The 17,198-nt window shown below is 72.3% G+C and carries 18 protein-coding genes; 8 read left to right on the top strand and 10 right to left on the bottom strand.

Going from position 1 to position 17,198, the window contains the following annotated elements:
- Position 1: 1 nt before the first annotated feature.
- Genes AB0G11_RS31800 through AB0G11_RS31785 form a run of 4 tightly spaced genes read right to left on the bottom strand, consistent with a single transcriptional unit; the run spans position 2 to position 3,460 of the window.
- Positions 2–412, bottom strand: coding sequence for a MaoC/PaaZ C-terminal domain-containing protein (locus AB0G11_RS31800; protein WP_219500976.1), 411 nt, complete (start codon positions 410–412; stop codon positions 2–4).
- The gene (locus AB0G11_RS31795) at positions 412–1,299 is read right to left on the bottom strand and encodes a bifunctional MaoC family dehydratase N-terminal/OB-fold nucleic acid binding domain-containing protein (RefSeq protein WP_357590300.1); all 888 of its coding nucleotides are present in this window, start codon (positions 1,297–1,299) and stop codon (positions 412–414) included. Before AB0G11_RS31795 ends, AB0G11_RS31800 begins: the two co-directional genes overlap by 1 nt.
- The gene (locus AB0G11_RS31790; protein ID WP_357590298.1) at positions 1,296–2,450 is read right to left on the bottom strand and encodes an acyl-CoA dehydrogenase family protein; all 1,155 of its coding nucleotides are present in this window, start codon (positions 2,448–2,450) and stop codon (positions 1,296–1,298) included. Before AB0G11_RS31790 ends, AB0G11_RS31795 begins: the two co-directional genes overlap by 4 nt.
- Positions 2,450–3,460 (bottom strand): acyl-CoA dehydrogenase family protein, encoded by a 1,011-nt coding sequence (locus tag AB0G11_RS31785; protein ID WP_357590296.1) that lies wholly within the window; start codon positions 3,458–3,460, stop codon positions 2,450–2,452. Before AB0G11_RS31785 ends, AB0G11_RS31790 begins: the two co-directional genes overlap by 1 nt.
- Positions 3,461–3,646: 186 nt before the next feature.
- Here AB0G11_RS31785 and AB0G11_RS31780 point away from each other — a divergent pair, with 186 nt between their 5' ends.
- The 5 genes from AB0G11_RS31780 to AB0G11_RS31760 all read left to right on the top strand — a co-directional run bounded on the left by AB0G11_RS31780 (position 3,647) and on the right by AB0G11_RS31760 (position 8,377).
- Positions 3,647–4,297, top strand: coding sequence for a TetR family transcriptional regulator (locus AB0G11_RS31780; RefSeq protein ID WP_357590294.1), 651 nt, complete (start codon positions 3,647–3,649; stop codon positions 4,295–4,297).
- A gap of 56 nt (positions 4,298–4,353) precedes the next feature.
- On the top strand, positions 4,354–5,349 hold the full coding sequence (locus tag AB0G11_RS31775) for a sigma-70 family RNA polymerase sigma factor (protein WP_357590292.1): 996 nt from the start codon (positions 4,354–4,356) through the stop codon (positions 5,347–5,349).
- Positions 5,350–5,392: 43 nt separating this feature from the next.
- Positions 5,393–6,511, top strand: coding sequence for a steroid 3-ketoacyl-CoA thiolase (locus AB0G11_RS31770; protein ID WP_219501200.1), 1,119 nt, complete (start codon positions 5,393–5,395; stop codon positions 6,509–6,511).
- 89 nt (positions 6,512–6,600) lie between these two features.
- Positions 6,601–7,626: an MBL fold metallo-hydrolase gene (locus AB0G11_RS31765; RefSeq protein WP_219500956.1), complete on the top strand. Its 1,026-nt coding sequence runs from the start codon at positions 6,601–6,603 to the stop codon at positions 7,624–7,626.
- Between the two features lie 7 nt (positions 7,627–7,633).
- Positions 7,634–8,377, top strand: a complete 744-nt coding sequence (locus tag AB0G11_RS31760; protein ID WP_357590290.1) for a FadR/GntR family transcriptional regulator — start codon at positions 7,634–7,636, stop codon at positions 8,375–8,377.
- Here the strand turns inward: AB0G11_RS31760 and AB0G11_RS31755 are convergent.
- Positions 8,355–9,167 (bottom strand): hypothetical protein, encoded by an 813-nt coding sequence (locus AB0G11_RS31755; protein WP_357590289.1) that lies wholly within the window; start codon positions 9,165–9,167, stop codon positions 8,355–8,357. The genes AB0G11_RS31760 and AB0G11_RS31755 overlap by 23 nt on opposite strands.
- A gap of 14 nt (positions 9,168–9,181) precedes the next feature.
- The gene (locus AB0G11_RS31750; RefSeq protein WP_219500952.1) at positions 9,182–9,994 is read right to left on the bottom strand and encodes a hypothetical protein; all 813 of its coding nucleotides are present in this window, start codon (positions 9,992–9,994) and stop codon (positions 9,182–9,184) included.
- Positions 9,995–10,070: 76 nt separating this feature from the next.
- On the opposite strand from AB0G11_RS31750, the gene AB0G11_RS31745 reads away from it, so the two are divergent.
- Positions 10,071–11,018: a DNA polymerase ligase N-terminal domain-containing protein gene (locus AB0G11_RS31745; protein ID WP_219500950.1), complete on the top strand. Its 948-nt coding sequence runs from the start codon at positions 10,071–10,073 to the stop codon at positions 11,016–11,018.
- Here AB0G11_RS31745 and AB0G11_RS31740 read toward each other — a convergent pair.
- Complete coding sequence (locus AB0G11_RS31740; protein WP_357590287.1) at positions 10,973–12,142, bottom strand: Cmx/CmrA family chloramphenicol efflux MFS transporter; 1,170 nt, start codon at positions 12,140–12,142, stop codon at positions 10,973–10,975. The genes AB0G11_RS31745 and AB0G11_RS31740 overlap by 46 nt on opposite strands.
- A gap of 202 nt (positions 12,143–12,344) precedes the next feature.
- Between AB0G11_RS31740 and AB0G11_RS31735 the strand changes: the two genes are divergently transcribed.
- On the top strand, positions 12,345–12,776 hold the full coding sequence (locus AB0G11_RS31735) for a GNAT family N-acetyltransferase (RefSeq protein ID WP_219500947.1): 432 nt from the start codon (positions 12,345–12,347) through the stop codon (positions 12,774–12,776).
- Here AB0G11_RS31735 and AB0G11_RS31730 read toward each other — a convergent pair.
- Genes AB0G11_RS31730 through AB0G11_RS31720 form a run of 3 tightly spaced genes read right to left on the bottom strand, consistent with a single transcriptional unit; the run spans position 12,764 to position 15,716 of the window.
- A complete protein-coding gene (locus AB0G11_RS31730) occupies positions 12,764–13,672 on the bottom strand; it encodes an aldo/keto reductase (RefSeq protein ID WP_357590285.1) in 909 nt (302 codons plus the stop codon). The genes AB0G11_RS31735 and AB0G11_RS31730 overlap by 13 nt on opposite strands.
- A complete protein-coding gene (locus AB0G11_RS31725; RefSeq protein WP_357590283.1) occupies positions 13,669–14,421 on the bottom strand; it encodes an SDR family oxidoreductase in 753 nt (250 codons plus the stop codon). Before AB0G11_RS31725 ends, AB0G11_RS31730 begins: the two co-directional genes overlap by 4 nt.
- A complete protein-coding gene (locus AB0G11_RS31720; protein ID WP_357590281.1) occupies positions 14,418–15,716 on the bottom strand; it encodes an L-fuconate dehydratase in 1,299 nt (432 codons plus the stop codon). Before AB0G11_RS31720 ends, AB0G11_RS31725 begins: the two co-directional genes overlap by 4 nt.
- 204 nt (positions 15,717–15,920) lie before the next feature.
- Between AB0G11_RS31720 and AB0G11_RS31715 the strand changes: the two genes are divergently transcribed.
- Positions 15,921–17,105 carry a cytochrome P450 gene (locus AB0G11_RS31715; RefSeq protein WP_357590279.1) on the top strand — a complete coding sequence of 395 codons (1,185 nt, stop codon included), beginning with the start codon at positions 15,921–15,923 and terminating at the stop codon, positions 17,103–17,105.
- Positions 17,106–17,198 lie beyond the last annotated feature (93 nt).

The raw sequence follows: 17,198 nt of genomic DNA, 5'->3' as shown, positions 1-17,198 counted from the left end.
GTCACGGCCGCACCTCCGGCAGCAGCAGGGTGACGGTCCCGGTGGCGTGGTCGCCGAGGCTGACCCTGCCCGTGACCCCCACCGTGACCTCGCCGTCCGCGAGCGCGGTGACGCCGCCCCGGAAGCTCAGCCGGTCACCCGCGTAGGCGGGCACGCCGAGCTTCACGTCGATCCGCCTGATCACGGCCTCCGGCCCGGCCCAGTCGGTCACGTACCGCTCGACCAGTCCCATCGTGGTCAGGATGTTGAGGAAGATGTCCTTCGCCCCCTGCCCCCTGGCGACCTGGACGTCATGATGGACAGGGGTGAAGTCCATCGTGGCCAGCGCGGTGGAGACGACCACCGTGGGCGTGAGGTCGAGCGACAGCTCGGGCAGCGCCGCGCCCACCTCGACCTGATCTCGCGTCAGCATCACGGCTCCCCGGGCGTCCAGACGGGCAGGACCAGCTCGTCGTCCATCGTCCGGTACGCGACCCGTACCGGCATGCCGACCGCCACCGACTCCGGCGGGCAGTCGACCACGTTCCCCACGATCCGCACCCCTTCGGGCAGCTCCACGACCGCCACCACGAACGGCGTCTCGCGGCCCGGAACCGGCGGATGGTGGTGGACCACGTAGCTGTAGACGACGCCCTCGCCGCGCGCCACCACGTGGGCGCGGTTCACCGAATGGCAGCGCGGGCACATCGGGCCCGGCGGGTGACGCAGCTCGCCGCAGTCGGCGCAGCTCTGGACCCGCAGCTCGCCGCGCCGCACGCCGTCCCAGAAGAACGCGGTGTCACGGTTCACCGAGGGCCGCAGCGGGTACGGCTCGGCCCGCTTCTCCGGCGGCCGGAACTTCAGCACCCGGAACAGCATCTCGGCCACCGGCTCTCCCTCACCGGCGTACCAGGTGACGACCCAGGTCGCGAAGAACCCCTCGCCGAGCGCGGTCCGCTTGGGCCCGACCAGGCCGGTGAAGCGGGTGGCGGGGGTCAGCAGCTCGCCGACGCGCGCGTAACGGTGGTAGGTCTGCTCGCAGTTGGTCGCCACGACGCCCGTGTAACCGGCCGCGTCCAGCGCGCCCATCATGACGCTCACCGGCGAGCTGTCGCCGGGCGCCGGCGCGGTCATCGTCCATACCTGCGCCATCGCGGGCGGGGCCAGGCCCCTGTCCAGGTAGACCGGGTTGCGGTCGCCCATCGCGGCCAGCCAGTGGCGGATCATCGGCACGTTCACCGGATCGTCGGCCGGGGCCCCGGCCAGCTCGCCCAGCGCCGCCTGCTTGGCTGCCAGGTCCAGCAGCTCCTCGCCGGTCATCGGGGCGGCCTCGGCAGGCTCAGGCCGAGCATCGCGATCAGCTCCCGCTGCACCTCGTTGACGCCGCCGCCGAACGTCAGCACCACCGCGCCCTTGACCGCCCGGTCCGTCCGCTCGATCAGCTCGGCCGTCTCCGGATCGGCCGGGTCGCCGTGGCGGGCCAGCACGTCGCCGAGCAGCCGACCGGCCTCCTGCATGCGCTCCGAGCCGTAGACCTTGGTGGCCGACGCGTCGGGGGCGCCCAGCCAGCCCAGGTCCATGTTGGCCGCGACCTGCCAGTTCAGCAGCTCGTTGGTGCGGAACCAGGCGCGCACCCGGCCGAGCGCGCGCCGTACGTCGGGCTCGTCCGCCAGCCCCGCGCGGCGGGCCCAGGTCAGGAAGCGGTCGTAGGTCTGGCCGAGGTTCCCGGCGGGGCCGAGCGTGACGCGCTCGTGGTTGAGCTGGTTGACGATCAGGTCCCAGCCCTTGTCCACCTCGCCCACCACCAGGTCCACGGGCACCCGCACGTCCGTGTAGTAGGTGGAGTTGGTGTGGTGGCGGCCGTCCATCGTGACGATCGGCGTCCAGGAGAAGCCCGGGTCGTCCGTCGGGACGATCATCATGGTGATGCCCTTGTGCTTCCTGGCCTCCGGGTTCGTGCGGGCGGCGAGCCAGACGTACTGGGCGTGGTGCGCGCCGCTGGTGAAGATCTTCTGCCCGTTGACGACGTAGTGGTCGCCGTCGAGCACCGCGGTCGTGCGCAGCGCGGCCAGGTCGGTGCCCGCCTCCGGCTCGCTGTAGCCGATGGCGAAATGGCACTCGCCGGCCAGGATGCTCGGCAGGAACCGCTCCTTCTGCTCCTCCGTGCCGTACTGCATGAGCGTCGGGCCGACCGTCTGAAGGGTGATGATCGGGTACGGGATTCCGGCGCGGGCGATCTCGTTGGCGAAGATCTGCTGTTCGAGCGGGCCGTGGCCGCCTCCGCCGTACTCCTTCGGCCAGCCGAGACCCAGCTTGCCGTCACGGCCGAGGCGGCGGCAGTGCTCCAGGTACGCCTCGCCGAACGGGTCCTCGGCCAGCTTCGCCCGGTCCTCGGGGGTGAGGCAGCCGGCGAAGTACTCGCGCAGCTCGTCGCGGAGGCGGCGCTGCTCGGGGGTCAGGTCGATGTGCATCAGGCGAGCCCTCCGATCAGGTCGAGCTGGGCGTCGGCGCCGCCGAGCAGGTGCGCCAGGTGCTTGGCCTGGGCGAAGTAGCGGTGCAGCGGGTAGGTGACGTCCAGGCCGAGGCCGCCGTGCAGGTGCTGGCAGGTGTAGAGCGCCCGCGCCGCCTCGTCTGCGTGCAGCGCGGCCACGGCCAGGTCCTCCTCGGCGGGCAGCCCGGCGTCCAGCCGCCAGGCGCCCGACCACATGGCCACGTCCAGTGCCCGGCCGGTGATGTAGACGTCGGCGATCTGCATGGTGACGGCCTGGAACTCGGCGAGCGCGCGGCCGAACTGCTTCCTGGTCCTGATGTGGGCGGTGGTCAGCTCCAGCGCGCCGGCCAGCACGCCGCTCGCCTGCGCCGTGACCGCCGCGGTGAACAGCCGCCGCAGGTCGCCGGCCGCCTCCGGGCCGCCGACCCGCTCGGCGGGGCAGCGCTCCAGCGTGATCGTGGCGGCGGGCTCGCCGGTGGAGGTGAACTCGGGGGCGGCGGGCGGCGCGTGGACCAGGAACAGGCCCTGGTCGGCGGTGACCAGCACGTCGCCGCCGGGATGGGTGACCCCGGACTTGCGGCCCGTCAGGAACCAGCCCGCGGCCAGGTCGGCGGGCGCCCGCTCGGCGATGGTCACGGGCGGCGCGGTCAGCGGGCGGCCGGGCTCCCGGATCGCCACCGAGGCGGGGGTCTCGCCGGACAGGCGGCGCTGCTGCCCGGGGCTGCCGTGCCGGCTCGCGGCCAGCGTGCTGACCAGCGTCTCGCGTAACGGGCCCGGCGCGGCCCTGGCGCCCAGCTCGCGCAGCACGACCGCCATCTCGACCGGCCCCAGCCCGGCGCCGCCCGCGTGCTCGGGCACGCAGATCGCCGTCAGGCCCGCCTCGCGCAGCGCGTCCCACAGCCGGGCCGCGTCCTGCCCGTCCTCCCTGGCCAGCAGCTCCGCGGTGAGGGTACGCAGGTCCCGCTGGGTCTCGTCGAGGTTGAAGTCCATGCACCACCACCAAGCGCTCGGTCGGTAGAATGGCAAACTAGAACAGATTCTAATATCTGTCCAGAGGGCGCCCATTTCGACAAGTCCAGATATAGCCGTGTAACGCCAAAGACATGCATCTATACGGCTTGTTAGTGACTGGCGAGTAACAAGCCGGGTTATCGAGAAATCAGATAACGTGTTCTCATGCGCACTCCGCAGGCGGACGTCGCCACGCCCCCCGCCGACCCCGAGGGGCCGACGGAGCACCACCCCGCGCCCGGCGGCAACAGCGCCCGCTCACGCAGCCAGCACCAGCGCCGCAAGCGCATCGTCCAGGCCGCCGCGGCCCTCGCCTCGCGCGGCGGCGTCGAGGCGATGCAGATGCGCACGGTCGCCGAGCGGGCCGGCGTCGCCCTCGGCACCCTCTATCGCTACTTCCCGTCCAAGATGGACCTGGTCGTGGCCGTGGTCGGCGAGGAGATCGACCTCCTCGAAAGCAGCATCCAGCGCCGCCCGCCGAGCTCCCCCACCCCGTCCGGCCGCGCCGTCGACGTGCTGATGCGCGCCACCCGCGGCCTCATGCGCGAGCCCGAGCTGGCCGACGCCCTCATCAGGTCGCTGATCCTGGCCGAGGTCGAGACCCCGTTCGGCGACCGCATGACCGGCCTGCTGCTGCGCGTCTCGGCCGGCGGCCTCGACCCGGCGCGGGCGTCGGAGGAGCAGCTCGCCCTGGCCGGCTCCCTGTCGAGCATCTGGGTCCAGGAGCTGCTGGAGATGCTGCGCGGCCGGCGCACCTACGACCAGATCCAGCGCCGCATCGAGATCGCCTCCGACCGCCTGCTGAACGACCTCTGACCTGCCCTTTCGCGTAGAAGAGGCGATCTGTCGGTGGCGTCGTCTATACAGGGGGTATGAGCGACAAGCCGTCCAACGAGGACTTCCTCCGGCAGGCTGACCCGATGCGCCGGGAGCTGCTCGCGCACTGCTATCGCATGATGGGGTCGGTGCACGACGCGGAGGATCTCGTCCAGGAGACCTATCTGCGTGCCTGGCGGGCCTACGACGGGTTCGAGGGGCGCTCGTCCCTGCGCACGTGGCTCTATCGCATCGCCACCACCCAGTGCCTGACCGCGCTCGACAGCCGGGGCCGCCGCCCGATGCCGACGGGCCTGGGCGCGCCCGCCACCGAGCCGAGCGCGCCGCTGGTGCAGCGGGGCGAGGTGCCGTGGCTGGAGCCGGTGCCCGACGGGATGGTGGGCGCGGGCGGCGACGACCCGGCCGCGATCGTCACCTCGCGCGAGAGCATCCGGCTCGCGCTCGTCGCGGCCCTGCAGCACCTGCCGCCGCGCCAGCGCGCGGTGCTGATCCTGCGCGACGTGCTCAAGTGGCGCGCGGCCGAGGTCGCCGAGGCGCTCGAGACCACGACCACCGCCGTCAACAGCATCCTGCAGCGGGCCCGCACCCAGCTCGCACAGGTCGCGCCCAGCCTCGACGACCGCCCGCAGCCGCTGACGCCCGAGCAGAGCGAGCTGCTCGACCGCTACGTGGCCGCGTTCGAGAGCTACGACATCAAGACCATCGTCGACATGTTCACCAAGGAGGCGATCTGGGAGATGCCGCCCTTCGAGGGGTGGTATCAGGGGCCCGACGCGATCGTCGAGCTCGTCGAGACCCAGTGCCCGGCCCAGGCGCCGGGCGATCTGCGGCTGGTGCCGGTGCGGGCCAACGGCCAGCCGGCGTTCGCCCTGTACTTCCGGGAGGCCGACGGCTACCGGCGCTTCTCGCTGCTGGTGATCGACTTCGACGGCCCGCTGATCAGCCATGTGGCGATGTTCTTCGACCTGGCGCTGTTCGAGCTGTTCGAGCTGCCGGAGAGCCTGCCCGCCGGGACTTTCGCGGCCAACTAGAACCGGTTACAGTCGCCACCAGAGCATCGTTCTGGAGGTGGCTGTGGGCACACCCGTGATCGTCGAGGCCGTACGCACGCCGATCGGCAAGCGCGGCGGCTGGCTGGCCGGCCACAAACCGCAGCAGGTGCTGGCCACGGCGCTGAACGGCCTGCTTGCCCGCTCCGGCCTCGATCCCGCCGCGGTCGAGCAGGTGTTCGCCGGCTGCGTGACGCAGGCCGGTGAGCAGGGCGGTCACGTCGGGCGGCACGCCTGGCTCTACGCCGGGCTGCCCTACCAGGCGGGCGTCACGACCGTCGACGCGCAGTGCGGCTCCTCGCAGCAGGCCGTGCACCTGGCGGCGGCGATGGTGCGCGCCGGGGTGATCGACGTGGGCGTGGGCTGCGGGGTTGAGGTGATGAGCCGGGCGCCGCTCGGCAGCAACGTGTTACCGGCCCAGCCCCGGCCCGACGACTGGAGCATCGACCTGCCCGACCAGTTCACCGCGGCCGAGCGGATCGCCCGGCGGCGCGGGCTCACGCGCGAGCGGCTCGACTGGTTCGGCGCGCGGTCGCAGCGGCTCGCGGCGCGGGCCTGGGCGGGCGGCCGGTTCGCCCGGGAGATCGTGCCCGTCGGCGAGGTCAGCCGCGACCAGGGGCTGCGCGAGACCACCGTCGAGGGCCTGGCCGCGCTCAAGCCGGTCCAGGGCGAGGGCACGCTGCACACCGCCGGGACCTCCTCGCAGATCTCCGACGGGGCCGCCGCCGTGCTGGTGATGAGCGAGGAGGCCGCGGCCAGGCACGGGCTGCGCCCGAGGGCGCGGATCCTGGCCCAGGCGCTCGTCGGCGCGGAACCGTACTTCCATCTGGACGGGCCCGTGGACGCGACGGCGAAGGCGCTCGCGGCGGCCGGCATGGCGGTGGGCGACATCGACAGGTTCGAGGTGAACGAGGCGTTCGCGTCGGTGGTGCTGTCGTGGGCGAGCGTGCACCAGCCGGACTTCGACCGCGTCAACGTCAACGGCGGCGCGATCGCGCTCGGCCACCCGGTCGGCGCGACCGGCGCGCGGCTGATCACCACGGCGCTGCACGAGCTGGAGCGCTCGGACTCGGCGACGGCCCTGGTCACGATGTGCGCGGGCGGCGCGCTGGCCACGGCCACGATCCTTGAGCGGATCACGTGACGGGACGGATCCCGAAAAATCATTCCCATCCACCCGCCCCCGCACCCACACTCGACGAAGACCACGCACGCACGACGGGGGCCATTCCAATGACACGAACGCGGCGCAGGCCGTTCACCGAACAGCGCACCCAGGACCTCGGCGGCGGGGTATGGAGCGTGCCCGTGCCGATCCCCGGCAACCCGCTCGGCTACACGCTCGTGTACGCCGTCGAGTCGCCCAACGGCCCCCTGCTCGTCGACGCGGGCTGGAACCACCCCGACGCCTGGGCGGCGCTGCGTGACGGGCTGGCCGCCGCCGGCATGGCCGTGGCCGACGTCAGCGGCGTGGTCGTCACCCACTTCCACCCCGACCACGCCGGGCTCGCCGGGCAGGTCAGGCAGGAGTCGGGCGCCTGGATCGCGATGCACGAGGCCGACGCGGCGCTGGTCGCGATGATGCACGGGCTGGCCCGCGACGAGCACCGGGACTTCCAGGCCGAGATGCTGCGGCGGGCCGGCGCGGACCCGGAGGCGGTCGCGGCGGCGTCCGGCGGCAGGGGCGAGCCGCCCGCACGGCCGGACCGGGAGCTGCGCGACGGCGACCTGATCGACCTGCCCGGCCGGAAGCTGCGGGCCGTGCACACGCCGGGCCACACCCCTGGCCACGTCTGCCTGCACCTGGAGGACGCAGACCGGCTGTTCACCGGCGATCACGTCCTGCCCGGCATCACCCCGCACATCGGGATCTACCCCTTCGACCGGGACGACGTCGACCCGCTGGGCGACTTCCTGGACTCGCTGCACCGGGTGGGCGAGCTCGGCCCGCTCGACGCCCTGCCCGCCCACGAGTGGACTTTTCCGGATGTGGCGGCACGGGCGGCCCAGATCCGCGATCATCACGAGGAGAAGCTCGAACGACTCCACGCCCAGCTCCGCGACCGGTCCGAGCCGCCGACCATCTGGGAGACCGCCGCCATGATGACCTGGAACCGGCCCTGGTCCGACCTGCCGCCGATGCTGCGCGGCCTGGCCGCCGGCGAGGCCGCCGCCCACCTGCGCACGCTGGAGGCCCGCGGCGCGATCCGCCGCGTTCCCGGCGACGGCGCCGTACGGTTCCAAGCCCTAGACTCCTAGACATCCGATGTCCAGGGGGAAGATCGTGGCGGTCACCGACGCGGCCATCGACCGGATCAAGCAGATGATCCTCTCCGGCGAGCTGGCCCCCGGCGACCGGCTGCCCAAGGAGGCCGACCTGGCCGAGCGCCTCGGCCTGTCACGCAACTCGCTGCGCGAGGCCGTCCGGGCGCTGGCCCTGATCAACGTCCTGGACGTGCGGCAGGGCGACGGCACCTACGTGACCAGCCTGGAGCCCCGGCTGCTGCTCGACACCCTGTCGTTCGTGCTCGACCTGCACCGCGACGACACCGTCATCCAGTTCTTCGAGGTGCGCCGCATCCTCGAACCCGCCGCCACCGCGCTGGCCGCCGAGCTGATGACCGACGAGGAGGTCGGCGAGCTGCGCGCCGTCCTGGAGGCGCTGCCCGCAGATCCGACCATTGAGGAGCTCGTCGCCAACGACCTGGAGTTCCACCACCGCATCGCGCGCGGGTCGGGCAACAGCGTGCTGTGCTCGTTCGTCGAGAGCCTGTCCGGGCCCACCACCAGGGCCCGGATCTGGCGCGGCCTCACCCAGGAAGGCGCCCTGGACCGGACGCGCGAGCAGCACGCGGCCATCTACGAGGCCATCGCCGCCCGCCAGGCCGACGTGGCCCGGTCCTGGGCCACGGTCCACATAGCGGGCGTCGAATCCTGGCTGCGCAAGGCCCTGCCCGAGGGGCATGGCCTGGCGGCCGGGCTCCGGGCTAGTGGGCGGCCCGGCCCTTGAGGCTCAGGCCGGTCGGGAAGCTCGGCACCTTGCCGACCTCGTTCGACGCGATGACCTCCTCGACGCCCGGCATCGGGATCATCTGCCAGCGGCCCCACTCGGAGAAGCGAGTGTCGACCCTCTTCAGCCACGCGCCCTTGGGCGAGTAGTTGGTCGTCACGAAGCGCTGGATCACCCCGGAGGAGTTGGTCCAGAGCTGCCACTTGATCTTCGACTTGGCCTTGGCCTTCGACTTGACCCCGTCCACGTCCACGGCGTAGTGGTCGCGTGCCACCTTGTTCAGCTCGGCGTAGGTCACGTCACCCTGGAAGTGGTAGCCGCCCGAGACGGCCTTGCCCTTCGCGCCCTTCAGCGTGACCTGGAGGCTCGCCGGGTCGAACACGTCGATCGTCTGCTGCGTGGTCCAGAACTCGGGCGCGACCTGGCCCTTCGGGTAGCGGTAGGCGACCCAGTTCTTGTCCTTGGGCAGCGGGACGTCGGAGGTCGTGTAGAGGGCGTCGCCGCCGGCCACGGCCTCCGTCTCGTCCTCGGGGTCGGTGGCGTTCACGTCGCGCACGGTCAGGTACGCGGCCACGGGCCCGCGGGTGCCGAACTGGATGCCGCCCTGCCGCCGGGTCGGCGGATCGGCGTCACGCAGGCGCGCGACCTCGGTGAAGTCGACGCCCCGTTCGGCGCGGAACTGCTTCTTCATCGCCTGCACCGGGTCGGGCGCGGCGGCACTCTGCGCGGAGGCGGCAGTGGGGGCCAGCGTGAAACTCGCGGCGGCCACCAGAACGATCCATCGTCTCATCGGGGGGTTCATCCTTATCGGGAAGTGCGGAACGGGCCGAGATCGAAGCCGGGCTCGTCATAGGGCTGGTCCAAGAGCTCGCGCCAGGACATGACCTCGTCGGCCGGCGGCAGGGGTATGGTCATCCGCTGCCCCCACCCGGAGTAGCGGGTGTCGGCGCCGCCGCCGAGCCGGTTGCTCATCAGGCGGGTGACCAGGCCCCGCTTGTCGGTCCAGAGCCGCCAGGAGATCTTCCGCTCGGCGAGCCCGCCGGCGACGTCCCCGCCGGACTGGGCGGCGTAGTGCTCCGGGGCCGCCTTGACGAGGTCGCCGTACGTCACGGCCCCCTGATAGAGGTGACCGCCCGGCACGCTCTTGACCTTGGCGCCCTTGAGGATCGCCTTCAGGATCGCCGGATCGAGCGGGTTGATCGTCTGGCTGCTGAGGACCAGGCCGGGCACCGGGGTGACCTTGGTGCCCTTGTCGGGTTCGAACACGACCCACTTCTTGCCCGGGGGCAGATCCGGCGAGGAGAGATGGAGCTGACCAGGCGTCATGATCAGCTCTACCTCGGTCCCCGGCTCCTCGCCCTTCTTCTGAACGGCGGAGAACGTCATGTACGAGGCGACGGGCCCGCTCGCACCGAACTGGATCCCGCCCTTGGCGCGGACCCGGGTCACCGATGCGTCGCCCGTCATGCGGGACACCTCGGTGAAGGTGACGCCGTGTTCGGCGCGGAACTGCCTCTTCAGGGCCTGTACGGGGTCCGGCGGCGCGGGCTGCGCGGCGGCGGCGTCCGGTGCCAGCGCGACCAGTGCGGCGACCGCCAGGACGATCCAGCGTCTCATTGCACGTCTTCATCCTCATGGGGGGGAAATGCGGATAGATCATCCTTGCAGAGCCATAACCGGGTAGGAGCCATTTGTGGCCGACAAACTTCACAAATACCGGAGCAAACGCGACGCCAGTCGCACCCCCGAACCCGTCCCCCAGGACGCGCCACGCCCCCAGGACGGTGACGCGTTCGTCATCCAGGAGCACCACGCCCGTTCCCTGCACTGGGATCTGCGCCTGGAACGCGACGGCGTGCTCGTCTCGTGGGCCGTCCCCAAGGGCCTCCCGCCCGACCCCGGCACAAACCATCTGGCCGTCCACACCGAGGACCACCCGATGGAGTACCTCACCTTCCACGGCGAGATCCCCAAGGGCGAGTACGGCGGCGGCACGATGACGATCTGGGACCGGGGCACGTACGAGACGGAGAAGTGGTCGGAGCGGGAGGTCAAGATCGTCCTGCACGGGGAGCGGGCGGAGGGCAGGTTCGTGCTGTTCCGGACGGACGGCAAGAACTGGATGATCCACCGCATGGACCCGCCCGTGACCGACCCGTTCCCCGACGTGGCGCCGATGCTGCCGGTCCGGCGCAAGGCGCCGCCGCGCGACGCCGCCGCGTACGCCTTCGAGTTCGCCTGGGGCGGGCGGCGGCTGCTCGTCCCGATCCAGGGCGGGCGCACGGACGCGGCCAGGGAGCACCCGTGGCTGCGCCCGCTCGCGGAGTCGTTCGGCAGCCGCACGGCGGTGCTGGACGGCGAGCTGACCACGCTCGCGGGCGCGGAGGTGCTGGTCTTCTACGACCTGCTGTACGACGACGGGCACGCGCTGGTGGATCGCCCGTACCGGGAGCGGCGGGCGGCGCTGGAGGCGCTCGGCCTGTCGGGCGCCCGCTGGCAGACCGCCCCCTCCTGGCCGGGTGAGGCGGCCCCGGTCCGGCAGGCGGCCCGCGAGCAGGGGCTGCCGGGCGTCGTCGGCAAGCGCCTGGACTCCCCCTACGAGCCCGGCGAGTCGGCGGCCTGGGTCTTCGTCCCCTCCTGACGCCGGACCAGGACGGCGAAGGCGAGGGCGACCAGCAGCGCGCTCACCCACAGCGGCGAGCGGAACCCGTGGCCGGCGCCGATGGCCAGGCCGCCCAGCCAGGGGCCGAGCGCCGCGCCGACGTTGAACGCCGCCGTGGCGAACGCGCCGCCCAGCCTCGGCGCGCCCGCCGCCGCGTACAGGACCTGGGAGATCAGCGTCGAGCCGACGGCGAAGGCGAGCGTGCCCTGAGTGAGCACGAGCACCACCGCCGCCACCGGGCTCCCGGCGGCCAGCGCGAACACCACCCACCCGGCCAGCAGGCACGCGCCGCCGGCCGTCAGCAGCCGCGCGGGCCGCGTGTCGGCCAGACGACCGGCGGCGGTCACGCCCGCGAACGACCCGGCCCCGAACAGCGCCAGCGCGACCGGCACCCAGGCCGCCCCCAGCCCGGCGACCTCGGTGACCACCGGCGCCAGGTACGTGTAGGCGCAGAAGGTCGCCCCGTTGACCAGCGCGCCGAGCAGCAGCGTCACCCGCAGCCGCCCGTCACGCAGCACCCGCAGCTCCTCGCGCGCCCCCGAGGAGGCCGAGTCCGCGCGGGTCGCGGGCACGGCCCGCAAGATCGCCACGAAGGCGGGGACCGACACCAGGGCCACCGCCCAGAACGCCGAGCGCCACCCCCACACCTGGCCGAGCAGCGCCCCGGCGGGCACCCCCGCGACGCAGGCGACGGTGACGCCGCCGAGCAGGACGGCGGTGGCCCGGCCCTTGGCGTCCGGCGCGACCATGCCGGTCGCCGCCGACAGCGCCACGGCCAGGAACCCGGCGTTGGCCAGCGCCCCGGCCACCCGGGTGAGCAGCAGCACGTCGAAGCTCGTGGTGACCGCGCCGAGCACGTGCACGAGCGTGAAGATCGCGAGGAACGCCAGCAGCGCCCGCCGCCGGGGCCAGCGCAGGCTGAGGATCGCCATCAGCGGCGCGCCGACGATCATGCCGACGGCGAAGGCCGTGGTCAGCTGACCGGCGGCGGGAATGGAGACGCCCAGCTCCTGGGCGATGCCCGGCACCAGACCGGACAGCATGAACTCGGACGTGCCCATGGCGAACACGGCAAGGCCAAGCAGGTATACGACGAAAGGCATGAAGAGGCTCCGCACCCAGAGGAAGATCGGCAGGACATGCGGCAGCGGTGATCCGGAGCTCTCACTCGTGACAGGAACGGCGAAAGGCCACCGGACGACCGGTGGCTAGTGTCTTGACGCCTCTGGGCTGGACATGCCGGGCAACCTAGCAGGGCCGCCCCGGTGGGGCCAACCGGTTTTTCGGATGGGCGATACTCGCCAGATGCTGATTTCCGAGATATCGCCCGACAGAGCCCTCTTCGACGTGCAGCGTGCCGCCTATGCCGTCGAGGCGGAGCTCATCGGCGACGACCGCATCCCGCCCCTGCGCGAAAGCCTGGACGACCTGCTGGCCCAGCCGCTGCGCTGGCTCGGCGCGCTGGACGGGGAGCGGCTGCTGGGGGCGATCGCCTGGACGGAGAGCGACGAGGAGGTGGACGTGGACCGGCTCGTGGTCGATCCGGCGGCGCACCGGCGCGGCATCGGCCGAGCCCTGGTCACCGAGGTCATCGCCAGGGCGGGTGAGCGGCGGATCGTGGTGTCGACCGGGCGGGACAACGTACCGGCCCGGACTCTGTACGAGAAGCTGGGATTCGTCCTGAAGAGTGAGTTCGAGCCGATCCCCGGGCTGTGGGTCGTCGGCTACGCGCGCTGAAGGTCCGCCCACAGGGCGTCCGGCACCGGGCGCCGCCACAGGGCGGCGTTGGCGCGCACCTCCTCCGGCGAGCGCGCGCCCAGCACCACGGCGGCGACCGCAGGGTGGCGCAGCGGAAAAGCCATCGCCGCCTGCGGCAGCGTCACCCCGTGCGCCTCGCACACGCGGGCCAGCCGGGTGGCGCGGGCGACCAGCCCGGCCGGGGCGGGCCGGTAGTCGTAGGCGCCCGACGGGGTGTGGGTCGCCAGCAGGCCGCTGTTGAAGACGCCCGCCGCCAGCACCCGGGTGCCGCGCGCCGCGCACTCCTCCAGCAGCGGCAGCCCCGACCGGTCGAGCAGCGTGTAGCGGCCGGCCAGCATCACCACGTCCACGTCCGTCTCCCGGACGAACCGCAGCGGCGCCCGCCACTGGTTCATGCCGACGCCGACGGCCTTGACCACGCCCTGCGCGCGCAGCTCGGCCAGCGCCGGGTACGCCTCGTCGAGCGCCTGCTCCAGGTGGTCGTCCGGGTCGTGGATGAACGCCAGATCCACGTACGGGCGTCCGAGCCTGGACAGGGAGTCGTCCAGGGAGCGCAGCACGCCGTCACGCGAGAAGTCCCACCGCCGCTCGAAGGCGGCGGGGACGTCGAAGCCCTCGTCGTCGACGCCGCCGCGGCCGGACGGGACGAGCAGGCGGCCGACCTTGGTCGACAGCACGTAGCCGGTGCGGCCCGCCAGCGCGGCGCCGAGGCGGCGCTCCGACAGGCCGAGCCCGTAGTGCGGCGCGGTGTCGAACAGGCGCACGCCGCTGTCCCACGCGGCCTCGACCGTGGCCCGCGCCTGCTCGTCACCCACCGCCTCGTACAGGTTGCCGATGGGCGCGGCGCCGAACCCGAACCGCGGCAGCTCGATCACCTGAGCTCCTGGACCGGCCCGCCGGGCCGGAGCCGCAGCCCCTGCATGCCGCCGTCGACCGCGAGCGCCGTCCCGGTGGTGGCGCCGGCGTCCGGGCCGGCCAGGTACGCGATCGCCGCCGCGACCTCCTCCGCGCTGACCAGGCGGCCCATCGGCTGCCTGGCGCGCAGCGCCGCCCGTTCCGCCTCGGGGTCGTCGGCGGCGTCGAGCAGCCGGGCGACCCACGGCGTGTCGGCGGTGCCCGGATTGACGCAGTTGACCCGGATGCCCTCGCGGACGTGGTCGGCCGCCATGGCGAGGGTCAGCGACTGCACCGCGCCCTTGGTCGCGCTGTAGAGGGCGCGGCCGGGCAGCCCGGCGGTGGCCGCCACGGAGCACGTGTTGACGATCGAGGCGTGCGCCGACCGGCGCAGGTACGGCAGCGCCGCGCGGGCCACCCGGACCATGCCGAACACGTTGACGTCGAACACCCGCCGCCACTCGGCGTCGTCGTTGTCCTCGACCGTGCCCTGCGCGCCGATGCCCGCGTTGTTGACCAGGATGTCGATGCCGCCCAGGCGCTCGGCCGCCTCCGCGACGGCCCGGCGTACCTGCTCGTCGTCGGTCACGTCGGCCTTGACGCCGACGAACGGCTCGCCGGGCGCGTCCAGGTCGAGGCAGGCGACGCGCATGCCGCGCCCGGCTAACAGGGTGGCGGTGGCCAGGCCGATGCCTGAGCCGCCTCCGGTGACGACGGCTTTGAGCGTCATGCGTCCCTCCAGACCGCGCCGCCCGGGTAGGTGTGGGCGGCGACCGACTCGGCGTGCATCGCGGCGCTGAACCCGGGCGCCGCAGGGGCCCGGTAGCGGCCGTTCTCGATCACCACCGGGTCGGTGAAGTGCTCGTGCAGGTGGTCCACGTACTCGATCACCCGCCCGTCCAGGGTGCCGCTGACAGCCACGTAGTCGAACATGGCCAGGTGCTGCACCAGCTCGCACAGCCCGACGCCGCCCGCGTGCGGGCACACCGGCACGCCGAACCTGGCCGCGAGCAGCAGGATCGCGAGGTTCTCCGGCAGCCCGCCGACCCGGGCGGCGTCGATCTGCAGGTAGGAGATCGCGCCGGCCTGGAGGAGCTGCTTGAAGATGATCCGGTTCTGGACGTGCTCGCCGGTGGCGATCGGCACGGGGCTGACGCCCTCGGCGATCGCCGCGTGGCCAAGCACGTCGTCGGGGCTGGTCGGCTCCTCCACCCAGTGCGGGGCGTACGGCTTGAGCGCGGTCACCCAGGCAATGGCCGTCCCGACGTCCCAGCGCTGGTTGGCGTCGATCGCGATGGGGAAGTCCGGGCCGCACACCTCGCGGGCCGCCTTGAGCCGGCGCACATCGTCGGCCAGGTCGGCGCCGACCTTGAGCTTGATCTGGCCGAAGCCCTGGTCGAGGGCCTCCCGGCAGAGGCGGCGCAGCTTGTCGTCGGGGTAGCCGAGCCAGCCGGGCGAGGTGGTGTAGGCGGGGTAGCCGTCGGCCCGGAGGCGGGCGATCCGCTTGGCCTTCCCCTTTTCCGCCTTTTTCAGGATTTCGAGTGCTTGGCCGGGTGTCAGGGCGTCGCTGAGATAGCGGAAGTCGATCAGCGCGACGATCTCCTCGGGCGGCATCTCCGACAGCAGCAGCCACACCGGCTTGCCCGCCCGCCGGGCCTTCAGGTCCCACAGCGCGTTGACCACGGCGGAGATCGCCATGTGCATGACGCCCTTCTCCGGCCCCAGCCAGCGAAGCTGCGAGTCGTAGACCATCTCCCTGTAGAGCGCGCCCAGGTCCTCGGCGTCCCGGCCGATCACGTACGGCCTGAGCGCGCCGATCGCCGCCGTCTGCACGTCGTTGCCGCGCCCGATCGTGAAGGCGAACCCGTGCCCCTCGAACCCGTCGTCCGTCCGCAGCACCACGTAGGCGGCCGAGTAATCAGGGTCGGGGTTCATCGCGTCGGAGCCGTCCAGCTCCCGCGAGGTGGGGAAGCGCACGTCGTGCGTCTCCATCCCGACGATCCGGTACGAGCCTCCCGCGCCCATGCCACCCCGCACCCATCGGATGTCTGTACCGCCATGCTGATCCCGTCCTCGGGCGCTGTCAAGGACCGGACCCTGGGCTTCCGGCAGACATCGGATCACCCCCTCCCCGCGCCGCACCCGCTCCTTGACGGTCGTACAGTGCCGTAATAGAACACGTTTCAGTACGGCTTCCTGTACCAAGCGCTTGATAAGAGGGTGAACCGGGTGCACATCGACCTTGTCGACCAGGACCGCTACGCCACCGCAGGACCGCCCCACGAGCAGTTCGCCTGGCTGCGCGCCCACGACCCCGTGCACTGGCACGAGGACGAACCGGGCTTCTGGGCCGTCACCCGCCACGAGGACGTCGTGCACGTGTCGCGGCACTCCGACCTGTTCTCCTCGTCGCGGCGGCTGGCCCTGTTCAACGAGATGCCCGAGGAACAGCGGGCACTGCAACGCCTGATGATGCTCAACCAGGACCCGCCCGACCACACCCGGCGCCGCTCGCTCGTCAACCGCGGCTTCACCCCCCGGACCATCGGCGCCCTCGAACAACACATCCGCGACATCTGCGACGACCTGCTCGACAAGTGCGGCACCGAAGCCGACTTCGTCACCGAAGTCGCCGCCCCTCTCCCGCTCTACGTCATCTGCGAGCTCCTCGGCGCCCCCGTCACCGACCGCGACAAGCTCTTCAGCTGGTCCAACCGCATGATCGGCGCCCAGGACCCCGACTACGCCGACACCCCTGAGGAAGGCGCCGCCGCCGCGGCCGAGGTCTACGCCTACGCCAACCAGCTCGCCGCCCAGCGCCGCGCCAACCCCAGGGACGACATCGTCACCAAGCTCATCCAGCCGGACGACAGCGGCGAGACCCTCGACGAGAACGAGTTCGACCTGTTCGTCCTGCTCCTCGTCGTCGCCGGCAACGAGACCACCCGCAACGCGGCCTCCGGCGGCATGCTCGCCCTCTTCGACCACCCCGACCAGTGGAACCGCCTCGTCGCCGACCCCACGCTCGCCCGCACCGCCGCCGACGAGATCGTCCGCTGGGTCTCCCCCGTCAACCTCTTCCGCCGCACCTCCACCGCCGACCAGATGCTCGGCGACCGGCAGATCAAGGAAGACGACAAGGTCGTGGTCTTCTACTCCTCCGCCAACCGCGACACCGCCGTCTTCCCCGACGCCGAGACGTTCGACATCGGCCGCGACCCCAACCCGCACATCGGCTTCGGCGGCGGCGGCGCCCACTTCTGCCTCGGCAACCACCTCGCCAAGCTGGAGCTCCGCATCCTCTTCGAGCAGCTCGCCCGCCGCTACCCCCGCCTCACCCAGACCGGCGAGGCCCGCCGCCTGCGCTCGAACTTCATCAACGGCATCAAGGAACTCCCGGTCAAACTCGCCTAGCCGGCCGGAACACGGCCGCCGCCCGGAGGGGCGGGCCCGAGCCCGCTCCTCCTCAGGGCGCCCTCAACCGATCAAGGGTCCGGCCTCAGTCCC

The organism is Nonomuraea sp. NPDC023979 (genome assembly GCF_040639085.1).
Lineage (GTDB): Bacteria > Actinomycetota > Actinomycetes > Streptosporangiales > Streptosporangiaceae > Nonomuraea > Nonomuraea ceibae.
The sequence above is the reverse complement of the archived record's forward strand: the minus strand, read 5'-3'. Positions and strand labels throughout refer to the sequence as shown.

Coding starts and splice junctions, on each gene's coding strand:
- AB0G11_RS31800 (WP_219500976.1), bottom strand. CDS start 412: ATGCTGACGCGAGATCAGGTCGAGGTGGGCGCGGCGCTGCCCGAGCTG.
- AB0G11_RS31795 (WP_357590300.1), bottom strand. CDS start 1,299: ATGACCGGCGAGGAGCTGCTGGACCTGGCAGCCAAGCAGGCGGCGCTG.
- AB0G11_RS31790 (WP_357590298.1), bottom strand. CDS start 2,450: ATGCACATCGACCTGACCCCCGAGCAGCGCCGCCTCCGCGACGAGCTG.
- AB0G11_RS31785 (WP_357590296.1), bottom strand. CDS start 3,460: ATGGACTTCAACCTCGACGAGACCCAGCGGGACCTGCGTACCCTCACC.
- AB0G11_RS31780 (WP_357590294.1), top strand. CDS start 3,647: ATGCGCACTCCGCAGGCGGACGTCGCCACGCCCCCCGCCGACCCCGAG.
- AB0G11_RS31775 (WP_357590292.1), top strand. CDS start 4,354: ATGAGCGACAAGCCGTCCAACGAGGACTTCCTCCGGCAGGCTGACCCG.
- AB0G11_RS31765 (WP_219500956.1), top strand. CDS start 6,601: ATGACACGAACGCGGCGCAGGCCGTTCACCGAACAGCGCACCCAGGAC.
- AB0G11_RS31760 (WP_357590290.1), top strand. CDS start 7,634: ATGTCCAGGGGGAAGATCGTGGCGGTCACCGACGCGGCCATCGACCGG.
- AB0G11_RS31755 (WP_357590289.1), bottom strand. CDS start 9,167: ATGAGACGATGGATCGTTCTGGTGGCCGCCGCGAGTTTCACGCTGGCC.
- AB0G11_RS31750 (WP_219500952.1), bottom strand. CDS start 9,994: ATGAGACGCTGGATCGTCCTGGCGGTCGCCGCACTGGTCGCGCTGGCA.
- AB0G11_RS31740 (WP_357590287.1), bottom strand. CDS start 12,142: ATGCCTTTCGTCGTATACCTGCTTGGCCTTGCCGTGTTCGCCATGGGC.
- AB0G11_RS31735 (WP_219500947.1), top strand. CDS start 12,345: ATGCTGATTTCCGAGATATCGCCCGACAGAGCCCTCTTCGACGTGCAG.
- AB0G11_RS31725 (WP_357590283.1), bottom strand. CDS start 14,421: ATGACGCTCAAAGCCGTCGTCACCGGAGGCGGCTCAGGCATCGGCCTG.
- AB0G11_RS31720 (WP_357590281.1), bottom strand. CDS start 15,716: ATGGGCGCGGGAGGCTCGTACCGGATCGTCGGGATGGAGACGCACGAC.